This window comes from Actinomyces sp. AC-20-1, assembly GCF_023369555.1.
GTDB lineage: Bacteria > Actinomycetota > Actinomycetes > Actinomycetales > Actinomycetaceae > Actinomyces.
This window is the reverse complement of the sequence record NZ_JACJVC010000001.1, coordinates 50,723-74,132: the sequence shown is the minus strand read 5'-3', so window position 1 is coordinate 74,132 and position 23,410 is coordinate 50,723. Positions and strand designations below refer to the sequence as shown.

The 23,410-nt window shown below is 72.7% G+C and carries 17 protein-coding genes; 8 read left to right on the top strand and 9 right to left on the bottom strand.

Features of this window, described 5'->3' with window-relative positions; genetic code table 11:
• The first annotated feature begins 45 nt into the window (after positions 1 to 45).
• From H6X67_RS00325 to holA, 4 genes are all read left to right on the top strand, one after another.
• A complete protein-coding gene (locus H6X67_RS00325; RefSeq protein ID WP_249367130.1) occupies positions 46 to 885 on the top strand; it encodes a DegV family protein in 840 nt (279 codons plus the stop codon).
• Between the two features lie 149 nt (positions 886 to 1,034).
• Positions 1,035 to 1,832 (top strand): helix-hairpin-helix domain-containing protein, encoded by a 798-nt coding sequence (locus H6X67_RS00320; RefSeq protein ID WP_249375241.1) that lies wholly within the window; start codon positions 1,035 to 1,037, stop codon positions 1,830 to 1,832.
• Positions 1,829 to 3,880 carry a ComEC/Rec2 family competence protein gene (locus tag H6X67_RS11940; protein WP_249367132.1) on the top strand — a complete coding sequence of 684 codons (2,052 nt, stop codon included), beginning with the start codon at positions 1,829 to 1,831 and terminating at the stop codon, positions 3,878 to 3,880. Before H6X67_RS00320 ends, H6X67_RS11940 begins: the two co-directional genes overlap by 4 nt.
• Entirely contained in the window at positions 3,790 to 4,683 is an 894-nt protein-coding gene (gene holA, locus H6X67_RS00310) for a DNA polymerase III subunit delta (protein WP_249367133.1), read from the top strand. Before H6X67_RS11940 ends, holA begins: the two co-directional genes overlap by 91 nt.
• 135 nt (positions 4,684 to 4,818) lie before the next feature.
• Here the strand turns inward: holA and H6X67_RS00305 are convergent, their stop codons facing one another.
• The 9 genes from H6X67_RS00305 to H6X67_RS00265 all read right to left on the bottom strand — a co-directional run bounded on the left by H6X67_RS00305 (position 4,819) and on the right by H6X67_RS00265 (position 15,573).
• On the bottom strand, positions 4,819 to 6,306 hold the full coding sequence (locus H6X67_RS00305; protein ID WP_249367134.1) for a DUF1846 domain-containing protein: 1,488 nt from the start codon (positions 6,304 to 6,306) through the stop codon (positions 4,819 to 4,821).
• Between the two features lie 568 nt (positions 6,307 to 6,874).
• Positions 6,875 to 7,135 carry a 30S ribosomal protein S20 gene (gene rpsT / locus H6X67_RS00300; protein WP_249367135.1) on the bottom strand — a complete coding sequence of 87 codons (261 nt, stop codon included), beginning with the start codon at positions 7,133 to 7,135 and terminating at the stop codon, positions 6,875 to 6,877.
• A 297-nt stretch (positions 7,136 to 7,432) separates the two neighbouring features.
• Positions 7,433 to 8,050 carry a type II toxin-antitoxin system PemK/MazF family toxin gene (locus H6X67_RS00295; RefSeq protein ID WP_249367136.1) on the bottom strand — a complete coding sequence of 206 codons (618 nt, stop codon included), beginning with the start codon at positions 8,048 to 8,050 and terminating at the stop codon, positions 7,433 to 7,435.
• Between the two features lie 59 nt (positions 8,051 to 8,109).
• Positions 8,110 to 8,955: a tryptophan synthase subunit alpha gene (trpA, locus tag H6X67_RS00290; RefSeq protein WP_249367137.1), complete on the bottom strand. Its 846-nt coding sequence runs from the start codon at positions 8,953 to 8,955 to the stop codon at positions 8,110 to 8,112.
• Between the two features lies 1 nt (position 8,956).
• Positions 8,957 to 11,269: a tryptophan synthase subunit beta gene (gene trpB / locus H6X67_RS00285; RefSeq protein ID WP_249367138.1), complete on the bottom strand. Its 2,313-nt coding sequence runs from the start codon at positions 11,267 to 11,269 to the stop codon at positions 8,957 to 8,959.
• Positions 11,269 to 12,366 carry an anthranilate phosphoribosyltransferase gene (trpD, locus tag H6X67_RS00280; protein ID WP_396121315.1) on the bottom strand — a complete coding sequence of 366 codons (1,098 nt, stop codon included), beginning with the start codon at positions 12,364 to 12,366 and terminating at the stop codon, positions 11,269 to 11,271. Before trpD ends, trpB begins: the two co-directional genes overlap by 1 nt.
• Positions 12,367 to 12,480: 114 nt before the next feature.
• On the bottom strand, positions 12,481 to 13,128 hold the full coding sequence (locus H6X67_RS00275) for an anthranilate synthase component II (protein WP_249367139.1): 648 nt from the start codon (positions 13,126 to 13,128) through the stop codon (positions 12,481 to 12,483).
• Position 13,129: 1 nt separating this feature from the next.
• Positions 13,130 to 14,818: an anthranilate synthase component 1 gene (locus tag H6X67_RS00270; protein ID WP_249367140.1), complete on the bottom strand. Its 1,689-nt coding sequence runs from the start codon at positions 14,816 to 14,818 to the stop codon at positions 13,130 to 13,132.
• Positions 14,819 to 15,054: 236 nt separating this feature from the next.
• Entirely contained in the window at positions 15,055 to 15,573 is a 519-nt protein-coding gene (locus H6X67_RS00265) for a DedA family protein (RefSeq protein ID WP_249367141.1), read from the bottom strand.
• A gap of 291 nt (positions 15,574 to 15,864) precedes the next feature.
• On the opposite strand from H6X67_RS00265, the gene H6X67_RS00260 reads away from it, so the two are divergent.
• The 4 genes from H6X67_RS00260 to H6X67_RS00245 all read left to right on the top strand — a co-directional run bounded on the left by H6X67_RS00260 (position 15,865) and on the right by H6X67_RS00245 (position 23,381).
• A complete protein-coding gene (locus tag H6X67_RS00260) occupies positions 15,865 to 18,960 on the top strand; it encodes a glycoside hydrolase family 3 N-terminal domain-containing protein (protein ID WP_249367142.1) in 3,096 nt (1,031 codons plus the stop codon).
• A 118-nt stretch (positions 18,961 to 19,078) separates the two neighbouring features.
• Positions 19,079 to 21,508 (top strand): beta-glucosidase, encoded by a 2,430-nt coding sequence (locus tag H6X67_RS00255; protein ID WP_249367143.1) that lies wholly within the window; start codon positions 19,079 to 19,081, stop codon positions 21,506 to 21,508.
• Between the two features lie 46 nt (positions 21,509 to 21,554).
• Positions 21,555 to 22,196 (top strand): hypothetical protein, encoded by a 642-nt coding sequence (locus H6X67_RS00250; protein WP_249367144.1) that lies wholly within the window; start codon positions 21,555 to 21,557, stop codon positions 22,194 to 22,196.
• Between the two features lie 105 nt (positions 22,197 to 22,301).
• Positions 22,302 to 23,381 (top strand): glycosyltransferase family 2 protein, encoded by a 1,080-nt coding sequence (locus H6X67_RS00245; protein ID WP_249367145.1) that lies wholly within the window; start codon positions 22,302 to 22,304, stop codon positions 23,379 to 23,381.
• Positions 23,382 to 23,410 lie beyond the last annotated feature (29 nt).

Sequence of the window (23,410 nt, the reverse complement as noted above, 5' to 3'; positions counted from 1 at the left end):
CGGCAGCGCCCCTGCCGGCGCTTCCCCCGGTCTAGGCTGGGCGCCGTGCCCCTCGCCGTCGTCACCGACTCCGCCGCCTGCCTGCCCGTGGCGCTCGCGGCCGAGCGCGGCATCGAGGTCGTCGAGCTGCCCGTCATCACCGACGACGAGGGAGTCCCGACGGCGACGTCGCGGCCCAGCGTCGCGGCCCTGACCGCGGCCTACCGCCGGGCGCTGGGGCGCGCTGACGAGGTGCTCGCCATCCACCTGAGCGCCGCCCTGTCCGGCACGGTCGACAACGCCCGCCTGGCGGCCCGCGCCCTGGACCCGGGGGAGCACGGGGCCCGGCGCGTGACGGTGCTCGACCTGGGAGTGTCCGGCGGTGCCCAGGGCCTTGCCGTCCTGGCTGCGGCCGAGGCGGGAAGCGCGCGGCGCGGTGCCGCCCGGGCTCGCGAGCTCGCCGCGCGCTCGAGCTTGTTCTTCCTCGTCGAGGACCTGACCTCCCTCCACCGGGGCGGGCGCGTGGACCGGACGACCGCCCTGCTCGGCTCGGCCCTCGGCATCCGCCCGGTGCTGCGTGTCGCCACCTCCGGCATTGAGGTGGTCGAGGCCGTGCGCGGCCGCAGCCGGGCCCGGCGCCGGCTCATCGAGCTTGCGGTCGCCGAGGCCGGGGGCCGAGTGGGCGGCAGACGGGCGCGCAGGCCGGCGACTCCGGTCCAGCTGGCCGTGCACTACGGCGACGACCCCGCCGACGGGCTGGCCCTGGAGAACGACCTCGCCGAGGCGATGGCGCAGGCCGGCACGACGGTGGAGACGATCATGCGCTCCCCGGCCGACGCGGCCACCCGCGTGCACCTGGGCCCCGGGGCCCTGGGCGTCGTCGTCGCCCCGGCCCTGGGCGGCTGAGCGGCGTCCCCGGGCCGGGCGCCGTGCGCGGGACCCGGACGGCCTGGGACGCGCTGCCCGGGCTCCACAGGCCCGCGCCGTGACAGGCCCGGTGCGAGCAGTCCACAGGCGTGCCGGGGGACCCGCGAACAGGGTCCTACCGTCGTGCCATGAGCGGCAGGCGGGTGGACCGGTCGGGGCGGGTGCCCCTGGACGAGCTCATCCGCGTCGCCTGCGCCCCCGACCCCGCCGAGCCCGTTGCCCGTCCACGGCGCACCGGCCTGGCCCCCGCCGTCGCCATGGCCCTCGGGGCCCTGCTCATCGTCCTGTCGCTGGTGCTGGCCGCCCGCAGCGTCCTCACGGTCCCCGGACCCGGCGCTCCCACGCCGTCGTCCTCCACCGCCACCCCGTCACCGGGCGACGCGGCGGACGCCAACGCCCTGGCACCGGTGGACCCCCTCTCAGCACCTCCCACCACGCAGCCGGGCGCAGGCGGTGCCGGGACCGGGCAGGTCGTCGTCCACGTGGCCGGTGCCGTGACCTCACCGGGCGTCGTCGTCCTGGTCGAGGGCGCCCGCGTCACCGACGCCATCGACGCCGCCGGGGGAGTGGCCCCGGACGCGGACACGGACCAGCTCAACCTCGCGCGCCCCCTCACCGACGGCGAGCAGGTCCGCGTCCCGAGACAGGGGGAGGAGGCCCGGCAGGCGACCGGCGGGGAGGGACCCGGAGCACCCGGACAGGGCGGCACCGGTGGCGGAGGCCCGGGCACCTCCGGGACCGTCAACCTCAACACCGCCGACGCCGCCGAGCTCGAGGCACTGCCCGGCATCGGCCCCTCCCTGGCTCAGCGGATCATCAGCTACCGCGCCGAGCACGGCGCCTTCACCAGCGTCGACGAGCTCACCGCGGTCTCCGGCATCGGCAGCGCCCGCCTCGAGGCGCTGCGGGAGCTGGTGAGCGTGTGACTGACGAAGCCAGCGCCCCGGAGGACCTTCCCGCCCCCGGCCGCAGCAGCCCGGAGGGCCAGGGGACGCGCGGGCCCACCGCGCCCGGCCAGCATGAGGCCGGGCGCCGACGGGCCAACCAGGACCGTAGACACCGGCTCAGGCGCGTGCCCGCACCCGAGCCACTCGACCTGCGGCTCGTGCCCGCCGCGGTGGCCGCCTGGACGGCAGCCGGGTGGGCCGTGGGCCGCAGCGCAGGCACCAGCCTCCTCACGGCGCTCGTGCTCGCCGCAACCGCCACCGCCCTCGTGCCCGCCACCCGACGTTTCCGGCCCGCCCGCCACCGCGCCGACACCCGTCCGGGCGCCGACGTGCCCGGTGGGGCCGCCCGCGGGTCCGTCGCCGCCAGCGCCCTGCTCGTGGCCCTCACCGCCGCCTGCGTGCTCACCGTCACCGCCGCCGCCCAGCACGCCCGCTCCCTCGACCCCCTGGCCCACGCCGCCTCCAGCGGCAGCACGAGCGTCCTCACCACCACCGTCATGACCGCCCCGCGTGTCATCGCCTCCAGCCGCTCCACCACCGTGCTCGTCGAGCTCGAGGTCCACGAGGTGGACGGGCAACCATCACGGGCGAGCGCCCTGGTGCTGGGCGGCGCCGACTGGGTGGACGTCCCCCTCGGCGCCCAGGTGCGCGTCACCGGCCGCCCCGAGGCAGCCGAGCCCGGCGACGCCGAGACCGCCATCATCGGCCGCGGCGCCGAGGTGGAGGTCACCGCGCCGCCCAGCGGGGTGCTGGCGCTCGTGGGAGGGCTGCGCGAGGGCCTGGCCGAGGCCGTGGGGGCCGGCCTCCCCGACGCGGCGCCGTCCGCACCGGGGGCGCGGCCCGCGAACCCGGCCGCAGCACCCGCCGGGACAGGCGGCGCCCACTGGCCCTCCGGCAGCCGCGAGCTCGTCAGCGGCGTCGCCCTAGGAGACGACCACGCCCTGCCCCAGCGGGTGAGGGAGCAGATGCGCGCCGTGAGCCTCACGCACCTCACCGCCGTCTCCGGCCAGCACGTGGCACTCGTCGTCGGGCTCGTGCTCGCGGCGCTCGGGCCCGTGCCGCGCCGGTGGCGCGCCCTGCTCGGCGCGCTCCTGCTCGTGGCGCTCGTCGTCCTCGTCAGGCCCGGCGGCTCCATGCTGCGCGCCGCCGTCATGGGGGCCGTCATGCTCGCCGGGGTCGCTGTCGGACGCCGCTCAGCCTCCGTGCCCGCGCTGTGCACCGCCGTCGTCCTGCTCGTGCTGCTCGACCCCTGGGCCTCACGCAGCTATGGCTTCGCCCTGTCCGTCACCGCCACCGCAGGGATCCTGCTGGGCGCCCGGCCGGTCCAGGCGGCCCTGTCACGGCGGCTGCCCAGGTGGCTCGCCGCGGCCCTGGCCCTGCCACTCGTCGCCCAGGCGGCCTGCGCCCCCGTGCTCGTCATGCTCCAGCCGCAGGTGGGCCTGTGGGCCGTGCCCGCCAACGTCGTCGCCGCCCCGCCCGTGCCCGTGGCGACCGTCTGCGGCCTCCTGGCAGCCCTCGTCAGCCCCCTGTCTCCCGGTCTGGCGCGCCTGTTCGCCTGGCCGGCACTGGCCTCCTGCGCCTGGCTCGCCGTCGTCGCCCGGTTCTTCTCCTGCCTGCCCGGCGCCGTCGTCAGCTGGCCCGGGGGAGTGGGAGGATCCGCGCTCCTGGTCGCCATCGAGGCGGTGGCGGCCGTGGTGGTCAGCCGGCGCGCCCGGCACCGCCTGCGTCAGGGGCTGCGTCAGGGCCTGCGGTGCGCCCGGCGGCGCGCGTCCGGGCGTCGAAGCGCGTCACCAGCGCGTGGCAGGCTTGGCCCATGGCCTCACCCCGAACCTCGCGCGGCACCCGCCGTGCGCCCGCAGGACCCTCCTGGGACGAGGTCGACCTCGCTCCCATCGTCCTCATCCGCTCCGGCGAGGAGGTCCTCGCGGACCGGGCCGTGGCGCGCCTGCTGGCCCAGGCCCGCCAGAAGGACCCGACGACGCAGGTCACCACCCTCGAGGCCGCCTCCTACGAGCCCCACCAGCTGACCACGCTCGTCTCCCCGTCGCTCTTCGGCGAGCCCCGGCTCGTGCTCGTGCCCGCCCTCGAGCAGATGACCGACGCCCTGCTCGCCGACCTGCTCGCCTACACCGCCGCCGCGGACCCGGACGTCGCCGTCGTCCTGCGGCACAACGGGGGCCAGCGCGGCAAGCGGCTGCTCGACGCCCTGGCGGCCTCCCCGTACCCCGTCGTCACCATCGAGGCCGTCAAGTCCCCCAGGGACAAGGCCGCCCTCGTCACCGCGGACCTGCGCCACCGGGGACGGCGAGCGGAGGCCGACGCCGTCGGCGCCCTCGTGGACGCCCTCGGCTCGGACCTGCGCGAGCTGCTCAGCGCCGTCGACCAGCTGGCAGCGGACACCGAGGGCACCATCACCGTGCGCGAGGTCAACACCTACTACGCCGGCCGCTTCGAGGCCACAGGGTTCACCGTGGCGGACGCCGCCGCGGCCGGCGACGTCGCCCGGGCCGTCACGGCCCTGCGCCATGCCATCGCCACGGGCACCGAGCCCGTCCCGATCGTCTCGGCCCTGGCGATGAAGGTCCGCCAGCTCGCCCGCGTCGCCGCCGCGGGCGGCCGCAACCTGTCGGCCCGGGACCTGGGCATGGCCCCCTGGCAGGTGGACCGGGCGCGCCGCGAGCTGTCCGGGTGGAGCGACGACGCCCTGGCCACCGCCATCGTCGCCGTCGCCCGCGCCGACGCCGAGGCCAAGGGAGGCTCCCGGGACCCCGTCCACGCGGTCGAGAGGGCCGTGCTCGCCATCTGCCGTGCCCGCCGTACCCGGCGCTGACCGCCCAGCACCGGCCATCCGGTGCTGAGCACCCGGTGGCGCCGGGCGCAGCGACGGCATCCGGGGACCGACGTCCCCGGACCGCACCGTCCGGTGCCGCCCGCGGGCCCGGCACCCGGGGCGGCACCGGTGGTCTCACTTCTTGCGGTACAGGGACTTCGTGGCGAAGACCGGCTCGTTGGTCACCTGGACCCCGAGCGAGCGGAAGATGCCCTCGTCCACGCTTCCCAGGATCGTCGAGGTGTGCACGTCGCAGCCGCGCAGGTTCTCCAGCTGGTCGAGGGCCGCCTTCGCGTCGGGGTCGGTCGAGGCGGACACGGCCAGGGCGATGAGCACCTCGTCGGTGTGCAGGCGCGGGTTGCGCGACCCCAGGTGCTCGGTCTTGAGCGCCTGGATGGGCTCGATCGAGGCCTTGGCCAGCAGCTCCTTCTTGTGGTCGAGCCCGGCCAGGGCCTTGAGGGCGTTGAGGAGCATGGCGGAGCAGGCCCCCAGGAGGGCGGAGGTCTTGCCCACGACGATCTCGCCGTCGGGCAGCTCGAGCGCGGCCGCCGGCGCCTTGGTCGCCCTCGCCACGCGCAGGGCGGCGGGGACGACGGGACGGTCCTCCTTCGTCACGCCGAGCTTCGTCATGAGCAGGGCGATGCGCTCGGACTGCACCGGGTCCGTCATCTCGCGCTTCTCGGTGACCAGCGCCTTGTAGTAGCGGCGGATGACCTCCTGCTCGCTGGCGCGTCGGCAGGCGTCGTCGTCGCTGATGCAGCGCCCGGCCATGTTGACGCCCATGTCCGTGGGCGAGCGGTAGGGGGAGGAGCCCAGGATCTCCTCGAAGAGGCGGTTGAGGACGGGGAAGATCTCGACGTCGCGGTTGTAGTTGACCGTCTGGACACCGTAGGCGGCCAGGTGGAAGGGGTCGATCATGTTGACGTCGTCCAGGTCCGCGGTGGCGGCCTCGTAGGCGATGTTGACCGGGTGGTCCAGGGGCAGGTTCCAGATCGGGAAGGTCTCCCACTTGGCGTAGCCGGAGGTCAGGCCGTGCAGGTGGTCGTGGTACATCTGCGACAGGCAGGTGGCCATCTTGCCCGAGCCGGGACCGGGGGCGGTGACGACGACGAGGTCGCGCTCGGTCTCGATGTACTCGTTCCTGCCCAGTCCGTGCTCGGAGACGATGCGGGCGACGTCGTTGGGGTAGCCGGGGATGATGAAGTGGCGGTAGACCTTGAGCCCCAGCTTCTCGAGCTTGCGGCGCACGGCCTTGGCCTCGCGGTTGTCGTCCGTCCACTGGGTGATGACGACACTGCCGACGTACAGGCCGTAGTCGCGGAAGGCGTCCACGTGGCGCAGGATCTCGTCCTCGTAGGAGGTGCCCAGGTCCGCGCGGACCTTGCGGCGCTGGAAGTCACGGGCGTTGACGGCGACGATGATCTCGACCTCGTCGGCCAGCTCCTTGAGCATGACGATCTTGTTGTCCGGGCTGAAGCCGGGCAGCACGCGCGAGGCGTGCATGTCGTCCACGAGCTTGCCGCCGAACTCGAGGTAGAGCTTGCCGCCGAACTGCGCCCGTCGGGCGGCGATGTGCTCGGACTGCGTCCTGATGTACTCGTCGCGGTCAAAACCTGTGCGCATACGTTCTCCTCGTCCGTGGCTGTCGGCACGGCCGCAGGCGCGGCCGTCCGGGCACGGCTACGAGCGCCGGCCCGACGAAGACTACCGCCGGGGCATGTTGCCGCCGCGTGTCACGCCGGTGCCGCCCGCCGTCGGCGGACAGCGCACGTTCTCCTGGCAGGACGACCTGCGTCTGGCAGGACAACCTGTTGACCGGTGGATCACGTACATGCGTCACATACGTTGTCCACCTGGGCGCATGTTGTCCATCGACGCGAAGGTTGTCCACCGGTGCGTGCGTTGTCCAACCGGCAGGCTCAGCGGTGGCGGCGCCGTCGGCGAGGGAGGGCGGGGCCGCAGTAGAACGGGCAGGTGGGGCGGGGCACGTGGTGGGACGGGCAGGTGGAACGTGGCCCGCGGTGGGACGGGCAGGTGGAACGTGGCCCGCGGTGGGACGGCCTCGGTGGAACGGGCGCGAGGGAACGAGCCCGTGGCGCTGGGAGAGACGGACGGAGACAGCGAGAGGCGCCTCCCACCGGGGAGGCGCCTCTCGTCACGCGCCGCGGGCTTGCGCCCGGGCGGGGTCGGCTCAGAGGGAGGCGACGCGCTTGGCCAGCTTGGACTTGCGGTTCGCGGCCTGGTTCTTGTGGATGACGCCCTTGGAGACGGCCTTGTCGAGCTTGCGGGCGGCCTTCTTCAGGCCCTCCTCAGCGGCGGCCTTGTCGCCGGCCTCGACGGCCTCACGGACGCGGCGCACGTAGGTCTTGAGCTCGGACTTGACGGACTGGTTGCGCAGGCGGGCCTTCTCGTTGGTCTTGATGCGCTTGATCTGGGACTTGATGTTCGCCACTGTGGGAGACGCTTTCTTGAAGTCGGATTCGGTCAATGGCCGGAGAGAGGGTTCGCGCACACAGGCCAAGAGGTGGTGGAAGCACCTGGCGAGCCCGGTCGCTGGACCCCACGGCCGGCCAGGCCAGAGGTCCAAGCGGAGACCTTACCAGCAGCCCCCGTCCGGCCGCCGCCGCGCCAGCCCGGGCAGGACGTGAGGTGCGTCAACACCCCCGGCCCAGGCGGCCGTCCCCGTCCGTCCACAGCCATCCACCGCGGTCCGCGCCCGTCCGCGGACGGCCCGTGGCCCCCGGCGCGCTCAGCCCCAGTGCCCGCGCAGGGCCCGGGTGGCCCGCTCGAAGACGGCCCGGCTGATCGTCGAGCCCTCGCGACGCACCACGGCCGGGTCGACGAGCAGAAGACGGTCCAGGCGCATCTTGCTGGGGCGGCCCCGCGGGTCCCAGGCGCCGGTGCCGACGTCGAACCAGTAGCGGCCGTGACGCGCCTCCTGCTCACGGTCACGGTCGTGGTCCTTGCTGGTGAGCTGGGCGACGACGAGGCGCCCGCCGTCGCGGGCCAGGACGAGGACCGGACGGTCCTTGCCCCTGGTGGCGTCCTCCTCGTAGGGCACCCAGGTCCACACGACCTCACCGGGGTCGGCGTCGCCGTCGGGGTTGGGGGAGTAGGAGAAGGCGGGCAGCCCCCGGCAGGCCACGTCGTAGGTGCTGACGCCGCGGTGCGCCCCCGCGCCGGCCGTGCCGCTGCCGGCGCCACCGGTGGTGGCGGGCGTGGCGCGCCCGGACGAGGCCCGTGACCTCCTCGAGGAGGCCGGGGCGGAGCCGGTGCGCGTGCGCAGCTCCTCCTTGACGACCTCGGTGGCGACGTCACGGGCGGTGCGTCCCAGGACGCCGAGGACACGGTTGAGCAGTGAGGCCATGCCCGGAGGCTACCGGGAGCCGGGAGCCGTGGCCCGGGCCCGCACGCCCGGGCCCGGCCTCAGTGCCTGGTCGCGGCCTTCATGGCGGACACGAAGGCGACCAGGTCCCCGCGCAGCGCCCCCAGCGCCTCCTGGCGCGCGGCGGCGTCCGCGCCCAGCAGCGCCGGCACGTGCCCCTCGATGATCCGCACCACCGCAGAGCCGGAGATCGCCCCGTCCGCCCCGGCCGCCACCGCCTCGGCGACCTGCTGCGGCGTTGAGATCCCGAAGCCGAGCATGACCGGCGCGGCCGCGTCCGCACGCAGGCGGGCCACCGACTCGGCCAGCCCCGCCGTCGAGGAGGCCCGCTCGGTGCCCGTCACCCCGGCCCGCGAGACCGCGTAGACGTAGCCGCGCGAGCGGCGGGCCACACCGTCCAGGGTCTCGGCCGAGGCCGAGGGCGGGGCGATGTGCACGGCGTCGACGCCCGCCTGCTGCGCCGCGGCCGAGAAGGCCTCGCCCTCACGCACCGGCACGTCCGGCAGCAGCACCGAGTCCACACCGCTGTCCGCGCACAGGCGGTAGAACTCCTCCAGCCCGACGGCGAAGGGCACGTTGCCGTAGACCAGAAGCCCGATCGGCAGCCGCGGGTGGCGCTCGCGCACCCGGTGCACGACCTCCAGCGAGGAGCGCAGCCCCGCCCCGGCCCTCAGGGCCCGGATGTGGGCGCGCTGGATCGTCGGGCCGTCGGCCACCGGGTCGGAGAAGGGCACACCCAGCTCCAGGGCGTCCGCGCCGCCCTCAATGAGGGCCTCGATGACGGCCTCACTGAGCGCGGGCGTGGGGTCGCCGAGCATGACGAAGGGGACGAAGGCCCCCTCGCCCGTCTCACCCAGCCGACGGAACATCTCGGGGTAGCGGGTCATCTCAGGCCTCCTCTCCGGTGGTGGCGGCACCGGGCTCGTGCTGGGCCAGGCCCAGGTACTCGGTGCGCTTGCCCATCTCCTCCAGCATGCGCGACGCGCGGCCCACGGCGCCGTCGGCGCGGAAGGAGCCGCCCAGGCGCAGACGGACCTGGTCGAGGTCCTTGTCCCCGCGGCCGGACAGGCACACGAGCAGGTGCGGCGTGGGGGTCCCGGGCGGGGTCTCGCGCGCGATCCTCAGGGCCATGGCCAGGGCGTGGGCGGACTCCAGGGCGGGGATGACGCCCTCCCAGCGGGAGAGCTGGACGAAGGCGTCGACGGCCTCGTCGTCGGTGACGCCCACGTAGCGGGCGCGCCCGGTGTCGGCCAGCCAGGCGTGCTCGGGGCCGACCCCCGGGTAGTCCAGGCCCGCGGAGACGCTGAAGGACTCCTCGACCTGCCCCTCCTCGGTGCGCATGAGGTAGGAGCGCGCGCCGTGCAGGATGCCGACCCTGCCCGCGTTGACCGGGGCGCCGTGACGCCCCGAGCCCAGGCCCTCGCCGGCCGGCTCGACGCCGATGAGTCCCACGCCCTCGTCCGCGATGAACTCGCTGAACATCCCGATGGCGTTCGAGCCCCCGCCCACGCAGGCGATGACCTGGTCGGGTAGGCGCCCGGTGAGGGCGAGCACCTGGGCGCGCGCCTCGGTGGAGATGCAGCGGTGGTACTCGTGCACGATGGTTGGGAACGGGTGGGGGCCCGCCGCCGTGCCCAGCAGGTAGTGGGTGGTGGCGAAGGAGGCGGTCCAGTCGCGCAGGGCCTCGTTGACGGCGTCCTTGAGCGTGCCCGCACCGCTGTCCACCGGCACCACGCTCGCCCCCATGAGCTCCATGCGCTCGACGTTGGCGGCCTGGCGCACGACGTCGGTGGCCCCCATGTACACGGTGAGCTCCAGACCCAGCAGGGCGCAGACCATCGCGGTGGCCGTGCCGTGCTGGCCGGCACCGGTCTCCGCGATGACGCGGGTCTTGCCCATCCTCTTGGCCAGCAGCGCCTGGCCGAGCACCTGGTTGCCCTTGTGGGCGCCGCCGTGGACCAGGTCCTCCCGCTTGAGGAAGATGCGGGCGTTGCCCTCGCGCGGCAGGTTGCGCAGCTCGGTCACCGGGGTGGGGCGGCCCAGGTAGCGGCGCAGGAGCTCGTCGAGCTCGGCCTGGAAGGACGGGTCCGCCTGCGCCTCGATGAAGGCGTCCTCGAGCTCATCGAGGGCGGGGACGAGCAGCTCGGGCACGTACTGGCCGCCGTAGGGGCCGAAGTAGGCGCTCAGCCGAGGGTGGTGGTGCCCGTCGTGCTCGCGCCCGCCCCGCGGGGGCGCCGTGGACCCGGTGGCACCGGGGCCGACGGCGGCCGGCGGGCTCTGGGGGCCGGCCCCCGTGGCGTCGGGGTTGTCAGTCATGGTCTTCTCCCGGGTGGTGGGGACGGGGACGGCGGAGGCGAAGGAAGCGGCCAGGGCGGCCGGGTCCTCGGCTCCCGACAGTGAGGAGCCGATGAGCAGGGCGTCGACCCACGGCGCCAGGCGGCGCACGTCGTCGGCGCTGCCCACCCCGGACTCGCCCACGAGGACGACCCCGGCGGGCGCCAGAGGGGCCAGCTGCTCGGTGCGGGCCACGTCCGTGGCCAGGGTGCGCAGGTCACGGTTGTTGATCCCGACGACGGCGGCGCCCAGCGCCGCGGCCCGGTGCAGCTCCTCGACGGTGGAGACCTCCGTGAGGACCTCCATGCCGAGCGAGGCGGCCAGGTGCGCGAGCTCGCGGTAGACGTCGTCGGGCACCACGGAGAGCATGAGCAGGATCGCGTCGGCCCCCAGGGAGCGGGCCGCGAGCACCTGCACCTCGTCGACGATGAAGTCCTTGCACAGCACCGGGCAGTCGACGACGGCGCGCACGGCCGCCAGGTCCTCGAAGGAGCCGTTGAAGCGGTCCGGCTCGGTGAGCACGGACACGGCCGCCGCGTAGGGCCGGTACACGCGGGCCAGCGCCGCCGGGTCGTAGTCGGCGCGGATCGTTCCCAGCGACGGCGAGGCGGACTTGCACTCCAGCACCAGGGCCGGCTGCGGGGAGGCGAGAGGGCCTGAGCGGCGGCGCAGGGCCGCGCTGAGGGAGCGCTCGCTGCGGGGCAGGCCCTCGGGGCGCAGGTGCCCGAAGCGCTCTCGCAGCCCGGGCAGGCGGGCGCGGCGCGCCTCGACGATGGAGTCCAGGACCGTGCCCGAGACGATGAGGCGCTGCGAGACGGGCAGCCGCTCGGGGCGGCCGACGGAGGGGGCGGTGGTCGAGGCGCCCATCAGGCGACCGCCTCGTCCGCCGGGGCCGAGACGGCGACCATGCGCTCCAGGTGCTCGGCCACCCGGCCGCTGGCCAGCTGCTCGAGCGCCGCCTCAGTGCCCTCGCGCAGCGTGTCCACCCGGCCCGCGAGGTACAGCAGCGCCCCCGTGTTGACCGCGATGGCGTCACGGTGCCCCGCCCGGCCCCGGTTCTCGAAGACGTCGCGCAGGACCTGGGCGTTCTCAGCGGGCTTCCCGCCCAGCATCTCGGACAGGTCCCGCGTGGGCACCCCCAGCTCCTCGGGCGTCACCGTGAAGGAGCGCACGCCCTCCGGGGTCACCTCGCGCACCGTTGTGGCACCGTGGACGGTGATCTCGTCCAGACCCAGGCCGTGGATGACGAGGGCGCGCTCGCGGCCCAGGCGCCTGAGGCTCCGGGCCGTCATGTCCATGACAGCCGGGTCCGAGACGCCCACGACCTGGTGGCTCAGACGGGCGGGGTTGATGAGCGGGCCCAGGAGGTTGAAGACCGTCGGGGTGCGCAGGGCCGCGCGCACGGGTGCGACGAAGCGCATGGCCGGGTGGTAGGCCTGGGCGAAGAGGAAGGTGAAGCCGACCTCCTCAAGGGCCCGGGCGGACTGCTCAGGGCTCAGCTCCAGCGGCAGCCCGAGGGCACCGACGACGTCTGCGGCACCGGTCCTGGAGGACACGGCGCGGTTGCCGTGCTTGGAGACCGCCAGCCCCATCGAGGCGGCGGTGATGCCGGCGCCGGTGGAGATGTTGATGGTCCCCACCCCGTCGCCGCCGGTGCCGACGATGTCGAGCAGGGGCATGGGGACCTCGGGGAAGGGCCGGGCGGCCGCGCGGAAGGCGTGGGCGGCGCCGGCGACCTCCTCGGCGCTCTCGCCACGGGCGTGCATGGCCGCCAGCAGGGCCGCGGTCTCGACCTCGCTCAGCAGGCCCGCGCCCAGCGCGGCGAAGACGGCGGAGGCCTCCTCGTAGGACAGGACCCGTCCCTGGACGGTCGAGCGCACGAGGACGCGCGCGGCCTCCGTCTGCTCATGGTGGGTTGCCTGCCTGGTACTCATGGCGTTGTTCTCTGCGGGGGCGGTGGTCATGGTTCCCTCCTCGGGGTCGTGGTGGTCCGGTGCCGGCGGCCGGGTGGGGCCGGGCGTGGTGCTGTGGTGGTCGGGTGCGGGGCCGGGCTGCCGCTCCCGGGTGGTCGCGGTGGCTCAGGCGGTGGGGCCCGCGCCGGCGAGCGAGGCGGTCAGGGCCCGCAGGAGCGCCGGCCCCTGCGGGGTGAGGACCGACTCGGGGTGGAACTGCAGGCCGACGGCGGGCCGGTGCCGGTGGCGCGCCGCCATGACGACGCCGGCACCGGCCGGGTCCTCCTCACGGGTGACGGCCAGGGCGATGAGCTCCGGAGGCAGGGCGCGCGTGCCCAGCGAGTGGTAGCGGGCGACCTCGAGGGGCCCGCCGGACAGGACGGCGAGGGCCTCGTCGCAGCGCCCGGCCTCGGTGACGTGCACGCGCACGCTGCGCCCGTGGACCGCGCCCACCGGCCCGACGGCGCCTGCGCAGGCCTCGACGAGCGCCTGGAAGCCGAGGCAGATGCCGAGGGTGGGCACGCCCCGGGCGAGGGCCGCCTGAGTCAGGGGCATGAGGCAGCCGCTCGTGCGGGGGTGGCCGGGGCCGGGGGACAGGCACAGGACCGGGCGCTCGGAGCGGCCACGCTCCTCGACGGTGGGCTCGAGGGCCGCGAGCAGGACCTCGACGGGCAGGGTGTTGCGGTAGACCTCGGTCCGGGCGCCCAGGAGGGCGAGCTGGTCCACGAGGTTGTAGACGAAGGAGTCGCGGTTGTCGAGCAGGACGACGCGCATCTCAGGCCTCCTCAGGGGTGCGGGTTGCGATGACGAGGTCCGCGCCCTGGGCGGCGGCCACCGCCTGCAGGACCGCGGCGGCCTTGTGGACCGTCTCGGCGGCCTCCGCCTCGGGAACGGAGGCGGCCACGACCCCGGCCCCCGCCTGGACCAGGGCTCGGCCGGCGGCGACGAAGGCCGAGCGGATGACGATGCACGTGTCGAGCTCGCCGTCGCCGCGCAGGTAGCCGACCGAGCCGCCGTAGGAGCCGCGGCGCACGCCCTCGACCTGGCGGATGAGCTCGGCGGCACGCAGCTTGGGGGCGCCGGTGAGCGTGCCCATCGTCATCGAGGCCCTCAGCGCGTCCAGCGCGTCGAGCCCCGGGGCGAGCGTGCCGCTCACCTCGCTCACCAGGTGCATGACCCGGCTGTAGCGGTCCACGCGCAGCAGGTCCTGCACGCGGCGGGTGCCGGGCACGCTCACCCGGGCCACGTCGTTGCGGGCCAGGTCGACGAGCATGACGTGCTCGGCGACCTCCTTGGCGTCCGTGCGCAGCTCGAGCTCCAGGCGCGTGTCGAGCTCGTGGTCCACCGAGCCGTCCGGGGCGAGGCCGCGCGGGCGGGTGCCGGCGATGGGACGGATGGAGACCTCGCCGGTGCGCGCCGAGTGCAGCAGGGCCGACTCGGGGGAGGCCCCCAGCAGCTCGAAGCCGGGAGCGGCCACGTAGAACATGTAGGGGCTGGGGTTGGTGAGCCGCAGCGCGTGGTAGGCGGCCAGGGCGTCCGGGCAGGGCATCGTGAAGCCCCGGGAGGGCACCACCTGGTAGACCTCCCCGGCGCTGATCGACTCCTTGAGGCGGGCCGCGGTGGCGGCGAAGTCGTCGTCGGACTGGGTGGGCACCGCGTGCACCAGCGGGCGCCGGGCAGGGGCGGTGGCGCCGGGGCGCTGGTCCTCCCCGGGGGCCGTCACGCCGTCGACCAAGGCAGCGGCACCGGCGGCGTCGGTGGTCTCCGTGGCGTTGATGGCCCGGGCCAGCGCCTCCATCCGGGCCGCCAGGTCCTCGCCGTCGACACTGGCCCCCACGAGGCTCGCCTCGCGGGTGGGGTGGTCGATGACGAGGATGACGCGCGCGTCGTAGAAGAGGTAGTCGGGGCAGGTGTTGGCCCCCATCGCCACCGTCGGCAGCGTCTCGAAGGTCGCCAGGTAGTCGAAGGCGACCACGCCCGCCTCGAGCGGCAGGTGCGGGTGGTCCACCTCCACCCCGGCCAGCACCCGCAGCGGCTCCACCGTCGAGCGGGCGGTCAGGCGCTCGCGCTCCTCCGTGCGGGCGGCGTCCGCCGTCGGGATCGTGAGGGTGAGGTGGCCGTCGGTCTCGGCGGTGACGTGCTCGCCCAGGGCGGTGCGCAGGCGGGCCAGGGCCGCCTCGCCGTCGGCCCGAGCCTGCGGCAGGGCCTCGACGAGGACCTGCTCGCCCTCGCAGGTGAGCCGGGTAGAGGCCTCCAGGACCGCGATGGTCGTGCGGGAGACCTTGGTGGTGGTGTCGACGGACTCCAGCAGGACCGTGTCCACGGGCCGCCGGCGGCCCGTGGCGGGCTCGGTCGTCGTGGCCAGGAGGCCGGCCGCGGCCAGGTGCTCCAGGAGGCGCCCGCAGTCCGGCTGGTAGCGCACGCTGCGGGTGAGCACCGTCGGTGGTGGCGTGGGGGTGGTCATGAGGTGGTCTCCTCGGTCCGTGCCACCGACGGCCTGCCCCGAGTACACGAAGAGCCCGCCTGGTGGCGAGCTCTGGTGTTCTGCTTCCGCGTACGTGACTGGGTGGCTCGCCCTTAGGGGAGCCACCACCAGCTGCGGGAGGAGAACGCGGTCATGGAGGTGAGACTAGGGGGCAAGGAGCCCTGAACGCAAAATACGGTGCGCCGTCGTGTCTCATGGTGAGACGACGGCCGGGCTCAGACCTCGACGACCTCCAGCTCACGGGCCTCAGGGGCCGCCTCCAGGGCCTGCCCGGTGGCGGGTGCGCCCTCGTGCTGGCGGCTGCGCCTCCAGACGAGCAGGGCGGCCACGGCGACGACAACGGCGACCGCCCAGCCCCCGCCCGCGCCGAACCAGGCGGCGAACACGGCCAGGCCGACGGTGGCGTAGATCGTCGCCCAGATCGCAGCGCCGAGCATGACGGCGGGCAGGTAGCGGCGCAGCGGCATGAGCGTCACACCCGCCCACAACTGGACGAAGGACTGCACGCCGATCGTCATGAAGGACAGCGGGACCGCGATGACGCCCCAGCGCTCGGCCATCGCCCGGGCGCTGACGTACATCGGGCTGGCGAGCATCCCGGCGAAGCGCGAGTGCTCGGCGCCCTTGCTCAGACCCCGGCCGATCCAGTGGATGAGGTTGGAGCGCAGCATGGCCACGCACCACAGGACGCCCCAGGCCCACAGGAGGGGAAGCTCAAGAATCTGCTCGATCACGGCGGGTGAGCCTAGGACAGAGGTCGCAGATGGCACCACGGGTGTCAGCAAAATCTGAGAGACAGATCAGGCGCTGGGAACGACAGATTGTGCGTCACAGGCTGCGCCGTCCGTGCCCGGTGCGGTGAGATGACGTTGCTCGTCGGTGGAACGCGTCGAGACCTGCGAGACAGTTGTGGGCTCTGCCGCCCCTCGCCCGACGAGCGCCTGGGAGCGACGCCGAGCCCCCAGCCCTGTCTGCAGCAACCGCTGGCTGTTCCCATCCAGCTGCGCTCAATGAGGAGAACACACGTGCTACAGTTGATTATCAATACCCTGACGCCGGTTCTGGGCTCCATGGGGGTCTCCTCGGCGGACGTAGAGACCTACGTGCACAACTGCGCCGGGCACATCTACGCGATCCTGGCGATCATCCTGGTGGCCGTCGTCGCCGCCATCGCCGCCCACTGGGCCGCCCGCAAGGGTGACCGGCATGTGTGGAGGTGGGGCTCCGGCCTGGCCGCCGTCCTCGGTATGCTTCTGGTCGCGAACCTCGCACTCCTGGGACCTCTGAACTCCATCGTCTCCATCCTCATGCGCAGCAAGGTCAGCGTCTCAGAGCAGTCCATCGCCGCCTCCCACGAGATCATCTCCCGGATCGGTGACGAGGGCTTCGTCCTGGCCGAGAACGATGACGCCCTGCTACCGCTGGGTCCGGAGGTCACCAACGTCAATGTCTTCGGTTGGGCTTCCACCGCGCCGATCTATGGAGGCACCGGCTCGGGCGCCGCGGACATGAGCAACGCCACGGGCGTCTATGAGTCTCTGCGGGAGGCCGGCTACCAGACCAACCACACGCTTGAGCAGATCTACCGCGACTACCGCGACTCGCGTGCTACGAAGGAGACTATCTCCATCGGCTTCACGGACTGGACCCTGCCGGAGCCGACCGCCGAGGCCTACACCGAGCAGGTCATGGCTGAGGCGCAGGCCTTCTCCGACGTCGCGCTCGTGGTCATCTCCCGCTCCGGCGGAGAGGGTCAGGACCTGCCCACCGACATGAAAGCCGTCATTGACGGCGAGTACGCCACGATGGCCGACACCCTGGCCAACGGCAACGAGCGATTCACCTACTACGACGCCGCGTACACCAACAACGGCGACTACGACGACTTCACCGAGGGCCAGCACTACCTGGAGCTGTCCCAGACCGAGAAGGACATGCTCGCGGTGGTTGACTCCCACTTCGACAACGTCGTCGTCCTTGTCAACTCCAACAACACCATGGAGCTCGGCTGGCTCGATGACTACCCGTCTATCAAGTCCGTCCTGCTGGCGCCGGGCACCGGCGTCAACGGGATGGGCGCTCTCGGCCGTATCCTCAACGGCCAGGTCAACCCTTCCGGGCACACGGCGGACACCTTCGTGACCGACCTGACAGCCACCCCCGCCTACAACAACTACGGTGGTTTCCAGTACACCAATGTCGAGGACATGGCTGAGGAGTACCTGGCTGCCGACCCCGCCTTCCAGGGCGTCTTCGGCCGTGTGAGCTACAACGAGGGCATCTACGTGGGCTACCGGTACTACGAGACCGCCTACGACGACGCCGTCCCGGGGTTCGACTATGACGCCGAGGTCCGCTACCCCTTCGGCCACGGCCTGTCCTACACCGAGTTCTCTCACGAGATCACCTCCTTCGACGCCTCGGGTGAGGATGTGACCCTGAGCGTCACCGTGACGAACACCGGTAGCGTGGCGGGCAAGGACGCCGTCGAGATCTACTCGACCCCGCCCTACACCAACGGTGGTATTGAGAAGGCCTCGGTCAACCTGGCGGCCTTCGCCAAGACCCGGCTTCTTGAGCCCGGCGCCTCCCAGGAGGTTCAGCTGACCATCCCCAAGGAGGACCTGGCCTCCTACGACTCCTCCGGCATCAAGACCGACGACGGCGGCTACGTCCTGGAGGCCGGGGAGTACGTCATCTCGGCGCGGGCCAGCTCCCACGAGGTCTTGGACTCCGAGTCCTTCACCGTCGAGGCGGACATCGACTACTCCCAGTCCGGCCGGGACTCCGACGGTGCCGCCGCCACGAACCGTTTCGAGGACTACTCGGCCGGTGACGTCACCTACCTCTCGCGCGCTGACCAGTTCGCCAACTATGCCGAGGCGACGGCGCCGCCCAGTGCCGAGGACCTGATCATGAGTGACCAGGTGCGTGCCGCGATCGACGAGTACTCGGTCGCCCACTACGACCCCACGGCCCACGAGGACCCCAACGCCGTCATGCCCACCACTGGTGCCGACAACGGGCTGGCACTGCGCGACATGACGGGGCTGGACTACGACGACGAGCAGTGGCGGCTCCTGCTGGACCAGCTTACTGTCGAGGAGATGGCCGAGCTCGTCGCGGTCGGCGGTTTCCAGACTGTGGCTGTCGACTCCATTGACAAGCGCCTCATGCTGGACTCTGACGGCCCTGCCGGGCTCAACGACTGGGTCATCGGTGTCATGGGCACCCCCTACCCGGCGGAGGTCCTCGTCGCCCAGACCTGGAGCACCGAGCTGGCCGGCGAGGTCGGCTCCGGCATCGGCCAGGAGTACCAGGATGTCCACATCTACGGCTGGTACGGGCCGGCGATGAACATGCACCGCACCGCCTTCGGCGGACGCAACTTCGAGTACTACTCCGAGGACGGTGTGCTCGCCGGTCACCTCGCTGTGGCGACGGTGAACGGGGCAGCGAGCCACGGCGTGTACTCCTACATCAAGCACTTCGCGATGAACGACCAGGAGATCAACCGCTGCTCGCTGCTACAGACCTACGCGAACGAGCAGACGATCCGCGAGATCTACCTCAAGCCCTTCGAGGTTGTTGTCAAGGGATATGACGAAGGAGCGCCCCAGGCCGTCATGTCTGCCTTCAACTACATCGGGACCCGGTACACCGGGGCGGACCCGAACCTGCTCAACGGTGTGCTGCGTGAGGAGTGGGGCTTCCAGGGAATGGTCCTGACTGACTGGTACGGCTCCTACGGTTACCAGCAGACCACGGACTCGGTCCTCAACGGCAACGACCTCATGCTCGGCATGGGCTCACAGGCCCGGTCCACGGTTGAGAACCAGGACTCCGCGACGGTGGTCTCCGCCCTGCGCACCGCCTCGCACAACATCCTGTTCACGGTCGCCAACTCCGGGAACTTCACGGTCGAGACCGACGGCGGCGGCCCGGAGCCGTTGACGGTGAGGCTCATCATCGTCGACCTCGTCGTGGGTGTGCTGTGCGTGGGCATCATGACCCTCGTCGTCCTGCGCTGGCGCCGCAAGAAGGCCGCCCGGGCAGCGGTGCTCACCACATCCGGCAAGGACACCGCCGGGAGCGAGCGGGCCGACTCAGGCCAGGAGTAACGAGCCAGACCCGTCCCGGGTGGGGTGGGGCGCCCCCTGTGACGTCCCGCCCCACCCGGGCACCACCTCATACCTTCTGTCAGCAGCTGGACGACGTCGTCCAGGAAGGAGCAGCACCGTGACTGTCAACGCCTCAGACCTCAGCCTGTTGGAGGCTGCCGCCCTGCTGTCGGGCGCGAGCGAGTGGGACTCCCGGGCTCTTCCCGCCCGGGGCATCAGATCCTTTGTCATGTCAGACGGGCCTCACGGGGTGCGCCGTCAGCTGGGCAGTGGTGACCACCTGGGTATCGCGGCCTCGGAACCGGCCACGTGCTTCCCGACGGCGGCGGCGCTGGCCTCCTCATGGGACCCGGAGCTGGCCGAGGCCATGGGAGCCGCCCTGGGGGCGGAGGCCCGCGCGCTGGGCGTGGACGTGCTGCTGGGACCGGGGCTGAACATCAAGCGCTCGCCGTTGTGCGGGCGCAGCTTCGAGTACTTCTCGGAGGACCCGGTGCTGGCGGGGCGCATGGCGGCGGGGCTCGTGCGCGGCATCCAGTCCCAGGGCGTGGCGGCCACCCCCAAGCACTTCGCCGTCAACTCCCAGGAGCTGCGGCGCATGGCCTCGGACTCGGTGGTGGATGAGCGCACGATGCGCGAGGTCTACCTCACCGCCTTCGAGATCGTCGTGCGCGAGGCGGGCCCACGGGCCCTCATGACCTCCTACAACCGCGTCAACGGTGTCTACGCCAACGAGAACCGCCACCTGCTGACCCAGGTCCTGCGCCAGGAGTGGGGCTACGACGGGCTCGTCGTGTCTGACTGGGGTGGCTCCAACGACGCGGTGGCCGCCGCCGAGGCCGGGTCGTCGCTTGAGATGCCCGCACCTGGGCTGCACGGTGCGCGCGCCATCGTCCGGGCCGTCAAGGACGGGCGGCTGAGCCGTGAGGCGGTCTACGCCCGGGCCACGGAGGTGGTCGCCATGAGCGAGGCCGCCGTCTCGTCCCCCTCCGTGCACGCCGGCGGCGCGGCTGTGCCCGGTGCCGTGCGTGAGACTCACCATGCGCTGGCCCGGCGTGTGGCCGAGGAGTCCATGGTCCTGCTCAAGAACGAGGGGGCCGTGCTGCCGCTGGCCCCAGGCTCCCGTGTGGCCGTCGTGGGGGACATGGCCGCCACCCCGCGCTACCAGGGCTCGGGCTCGTCCCAGGTCAACCCCACCCGCCTGGAGACCTTCCTGGACGTCGTGGCCGGCTCCGACCTCGAGGTGGTCGGCTACGCCCAGGGCTACGACCGCCTGGGCAAGCCCGACACCGCCCTGCTGGACGAGGCCGTGGCCCTGGCCTGCCAGGCCGACGTCGTGCTGGCCTGGATCGGGCTGGACGAGCTCAGCGAGTCCGAGGGGCTGGACCGCTCCCACCTGCGCCTGCCGGCGGTGCAGACCCGCATGCTCGAGGCGGTGTCCGCCGCCAACCCCAGGGTCGTGGTCGTCCTGTCTGCCGGATCGGTGGTCGAGACCCAGTGGGAGACCCATGCCCAGGCCGTGCTCCACACCTACCTGTCCGGGCAGGCCGGCGCCTCGGCGGCCCTGAGGGTCCTCACCGGCCAGGTCAACCCCTCGGGCCGTCTGGCCGAGACCTACCCGCTGGTCCTCGAGGACCACCCGGTCTCAGCCTGGTTCCCCGCCACCGGCGAGCTCGCCCTCTACCGGGAGGGCCCCTACGTCGGCTACCGCTACTTCACCACCACCAGCACGCCGGTGGCCCACCCCTTCGGCTTCGGCCTGTCCTACTCGACCTTCGTCTACTCCGACCTGAGCGTGGACAGCGCCGGGGCCAGCGTGAGGGTCACGAACACCTCCGATGTCGACGGCACCGAGGTCGTCCAGCTCTACGTCAGCCCCCCCGAGGGGTGCTGGGGGCCGGCGCGCGAGCTCAAGGGCTTCGCCAAGGTCCGCGTCGGTGCGGGACAGCACACCACCGTCACCATCCCCTTCGACAGCTACACCTTCCGCCACTACAACACCGCCACCGGCGCCTGGCAGGTCACCGCGGGCAGCTGGACGATCCAGGTGGGCCCCCACGCCGAGGACCTGCCCCTGAGCACGACCCTGAGCGTCCAGGGCGACAGCCCCCAGGACGTGGACCGCGCACTGGGCGCCTACCTGACAGGACAGGTCGACGCCGTCGACGACGCGGCCTTCGCCGCCCTGCTGGGCCGGCCCGTGCCCCGCCCCCACAGCACCGGTGGCATCGGGGCCAACGACCCGGTCTCCGACATGGCCCAGGCCCGCTCACGCCTGGCCCGGGGCACGGTCAAGGCCCTCCAGCGCCGCAAGGCCCGGGCCGACGCCACCGGCCAGCCCGACCTCAACATCCTGTTCATGCTCAACATGCCCCTGAGAGCCACGAGCAAGATGACCCGCGGGGCGGTCTCCGACGAGATGGTCACCGGACTGGTCGACCTCGTCAACGGCCGCACCTTCACAGGCCTGCGCACCACTGCCACCGCATGGCTGCGCAAGCGCCGTGCCGACAAGGCCGTCCAGCGCCTGCTCGACAACCCCCACCGCTGAGCCGCACGCCCCTGCGCCACCCACCCCTTGAGAAAGCAGACGAAGGATGAACGCCATCACCACCTGGTGGAAGAACCTCGAGAAGAAGCACGAGACCGGAACCCAGTTCATCGTCTTCTTCATCCTGTCCAACGGCATCACCGTGCTCCAGCTCGTCCTCATGCCCGTCTTCCGCTGGCTCTTCGGTCTCACCACCCTGGAGGGCACCGCCTTCCAGCTCCTGCCGGTTGGCTCCAGCGGTGGACAGACCGTGTACCTCTTCGACTACGCAGCCGGCCCGATCCTCGCTGACGGCACCGGAGGAGGCCTGGCCTACTTCCTGGCCGTGGAGACCACCCTGCTCATCGCCCAGGTCATCAACTTCTTCGCCCAGCGCTCCATCACCTTCAAGTCCAACTCCTCGATCTGGAGGGCAGCCTTCTGGTACGCGCTCGCCTACGTCGTCATCACAGTCGTCGCCGCCGCCCTGCAGGTGCTCTACAAGGCCCCCATCTACTCCTGGAGCATCCACACCCTCGGCGCGGGCACCGGCGAGACCGTGGCGGACATCGTCACCATGATCATCAACGCCGCCGTCTCCTTCTGGGTCTTCTTCCCCATCTTCAAGCTCATCTTCAAGCAGGAGCCCCAGACGGGCACCCAGGCCGGTCAGGGCACCGCCGCCGGGGCCACGGCCACCGCTCGCTGAGGGACGGGGAGAGCGGACCGCTGTCGTGCTGGCGCATTCCAGTGACGGCGGGCCGGGCCTTGCTAGGCTCGGCCCGTCCGCGTTCCCCCGAGAGGACTCCCTTCTGTGAAGCCGCTCCTGAGCATCATCGTGCCCTCCTACAACGCCGAGGCGTGGCTCGAGCGCTGCGTCGACAGCATCGTCGTCGACGGCGGCGAGGTCGAGGTCATCATCGTCGACGACGGCTCCACGGACTCCACCCTCGCCGTGGCGAAGGAGCTGGCCGTGCGTGCCCCTGGCGTCGTCGTCGTGCACCAGGAGAACAAGGGCCACGGTGGCGCCGTCAACACCGGCGTCGCCCGCGCCACCGGCACCTGGCTCAAGGTCTGCGACGCCGACGACGCCCTGGACCCGCTCGCCCTGCGCGCCCTGCTGGCCCGTCTGCGCCAGTGGGACATCGACGGCACCGCCCCGGACCTGGTCGTCACCAACTTCGTGTACGTGCGCGAGGGGTCCGAGGCGTGGCGGACGATGGGGCGCCGCTCGCGGCTGGCCCGGGCCCACCTGCCGACGGTGCAGCGCTCGAGCCACGCCGTGCGCTTTCACCGGCTCATCCCCGAGGGCAGGCTCGGCACCTGGGACGACGTGCGCCGCTTCCGCGCCGACCAGTACCTCATGATGCACGCGCTGCTCTACCGCACCGAGGTGCTGCGCGCCTCGGGCACCGTCCTGCCCGAGCACTGCTTCTACGTCGACAACATCTTCGCCTTCGAGCCGCTGGCCGCCGTCAGGACCCTGACCTACCTCGACCTCGACCTGTACCTGTACACCATCGGCCGCGAGGGCCAGTCCGTCGCCGACGAGGTCATCGTCCGGCGCCTGGACCAGCACGACCGCGTCAACGCCCTCATGCTCCAGGCCCTGCCGGCCGAGGGGGAGGTCTGCTCCTCCCTGTACGGCTACCTCCTGCACTACTACCTCATCAGCTGCGTCGTCATCTCCACCATGGCGCTGCGCTCGGGCACGGAGCAGAACCTCGCCATCAAGGACGCCCTGTGGGCCCGGCTCGCCCAGCGGCGTCCTGATGTCCACGCCCGCCTCATGCGCACCGTGCTCGGGCGCTCGATGAACCTGCCCGGCAGGCTCGGCAGGCGGGTGCCGGTCCTCGGCTACCAGGTGGCCCGGCGTGTCCTCAACCTCAACTGAGGTCCGGCCCGAGGCCAGCGAGGCCGCCG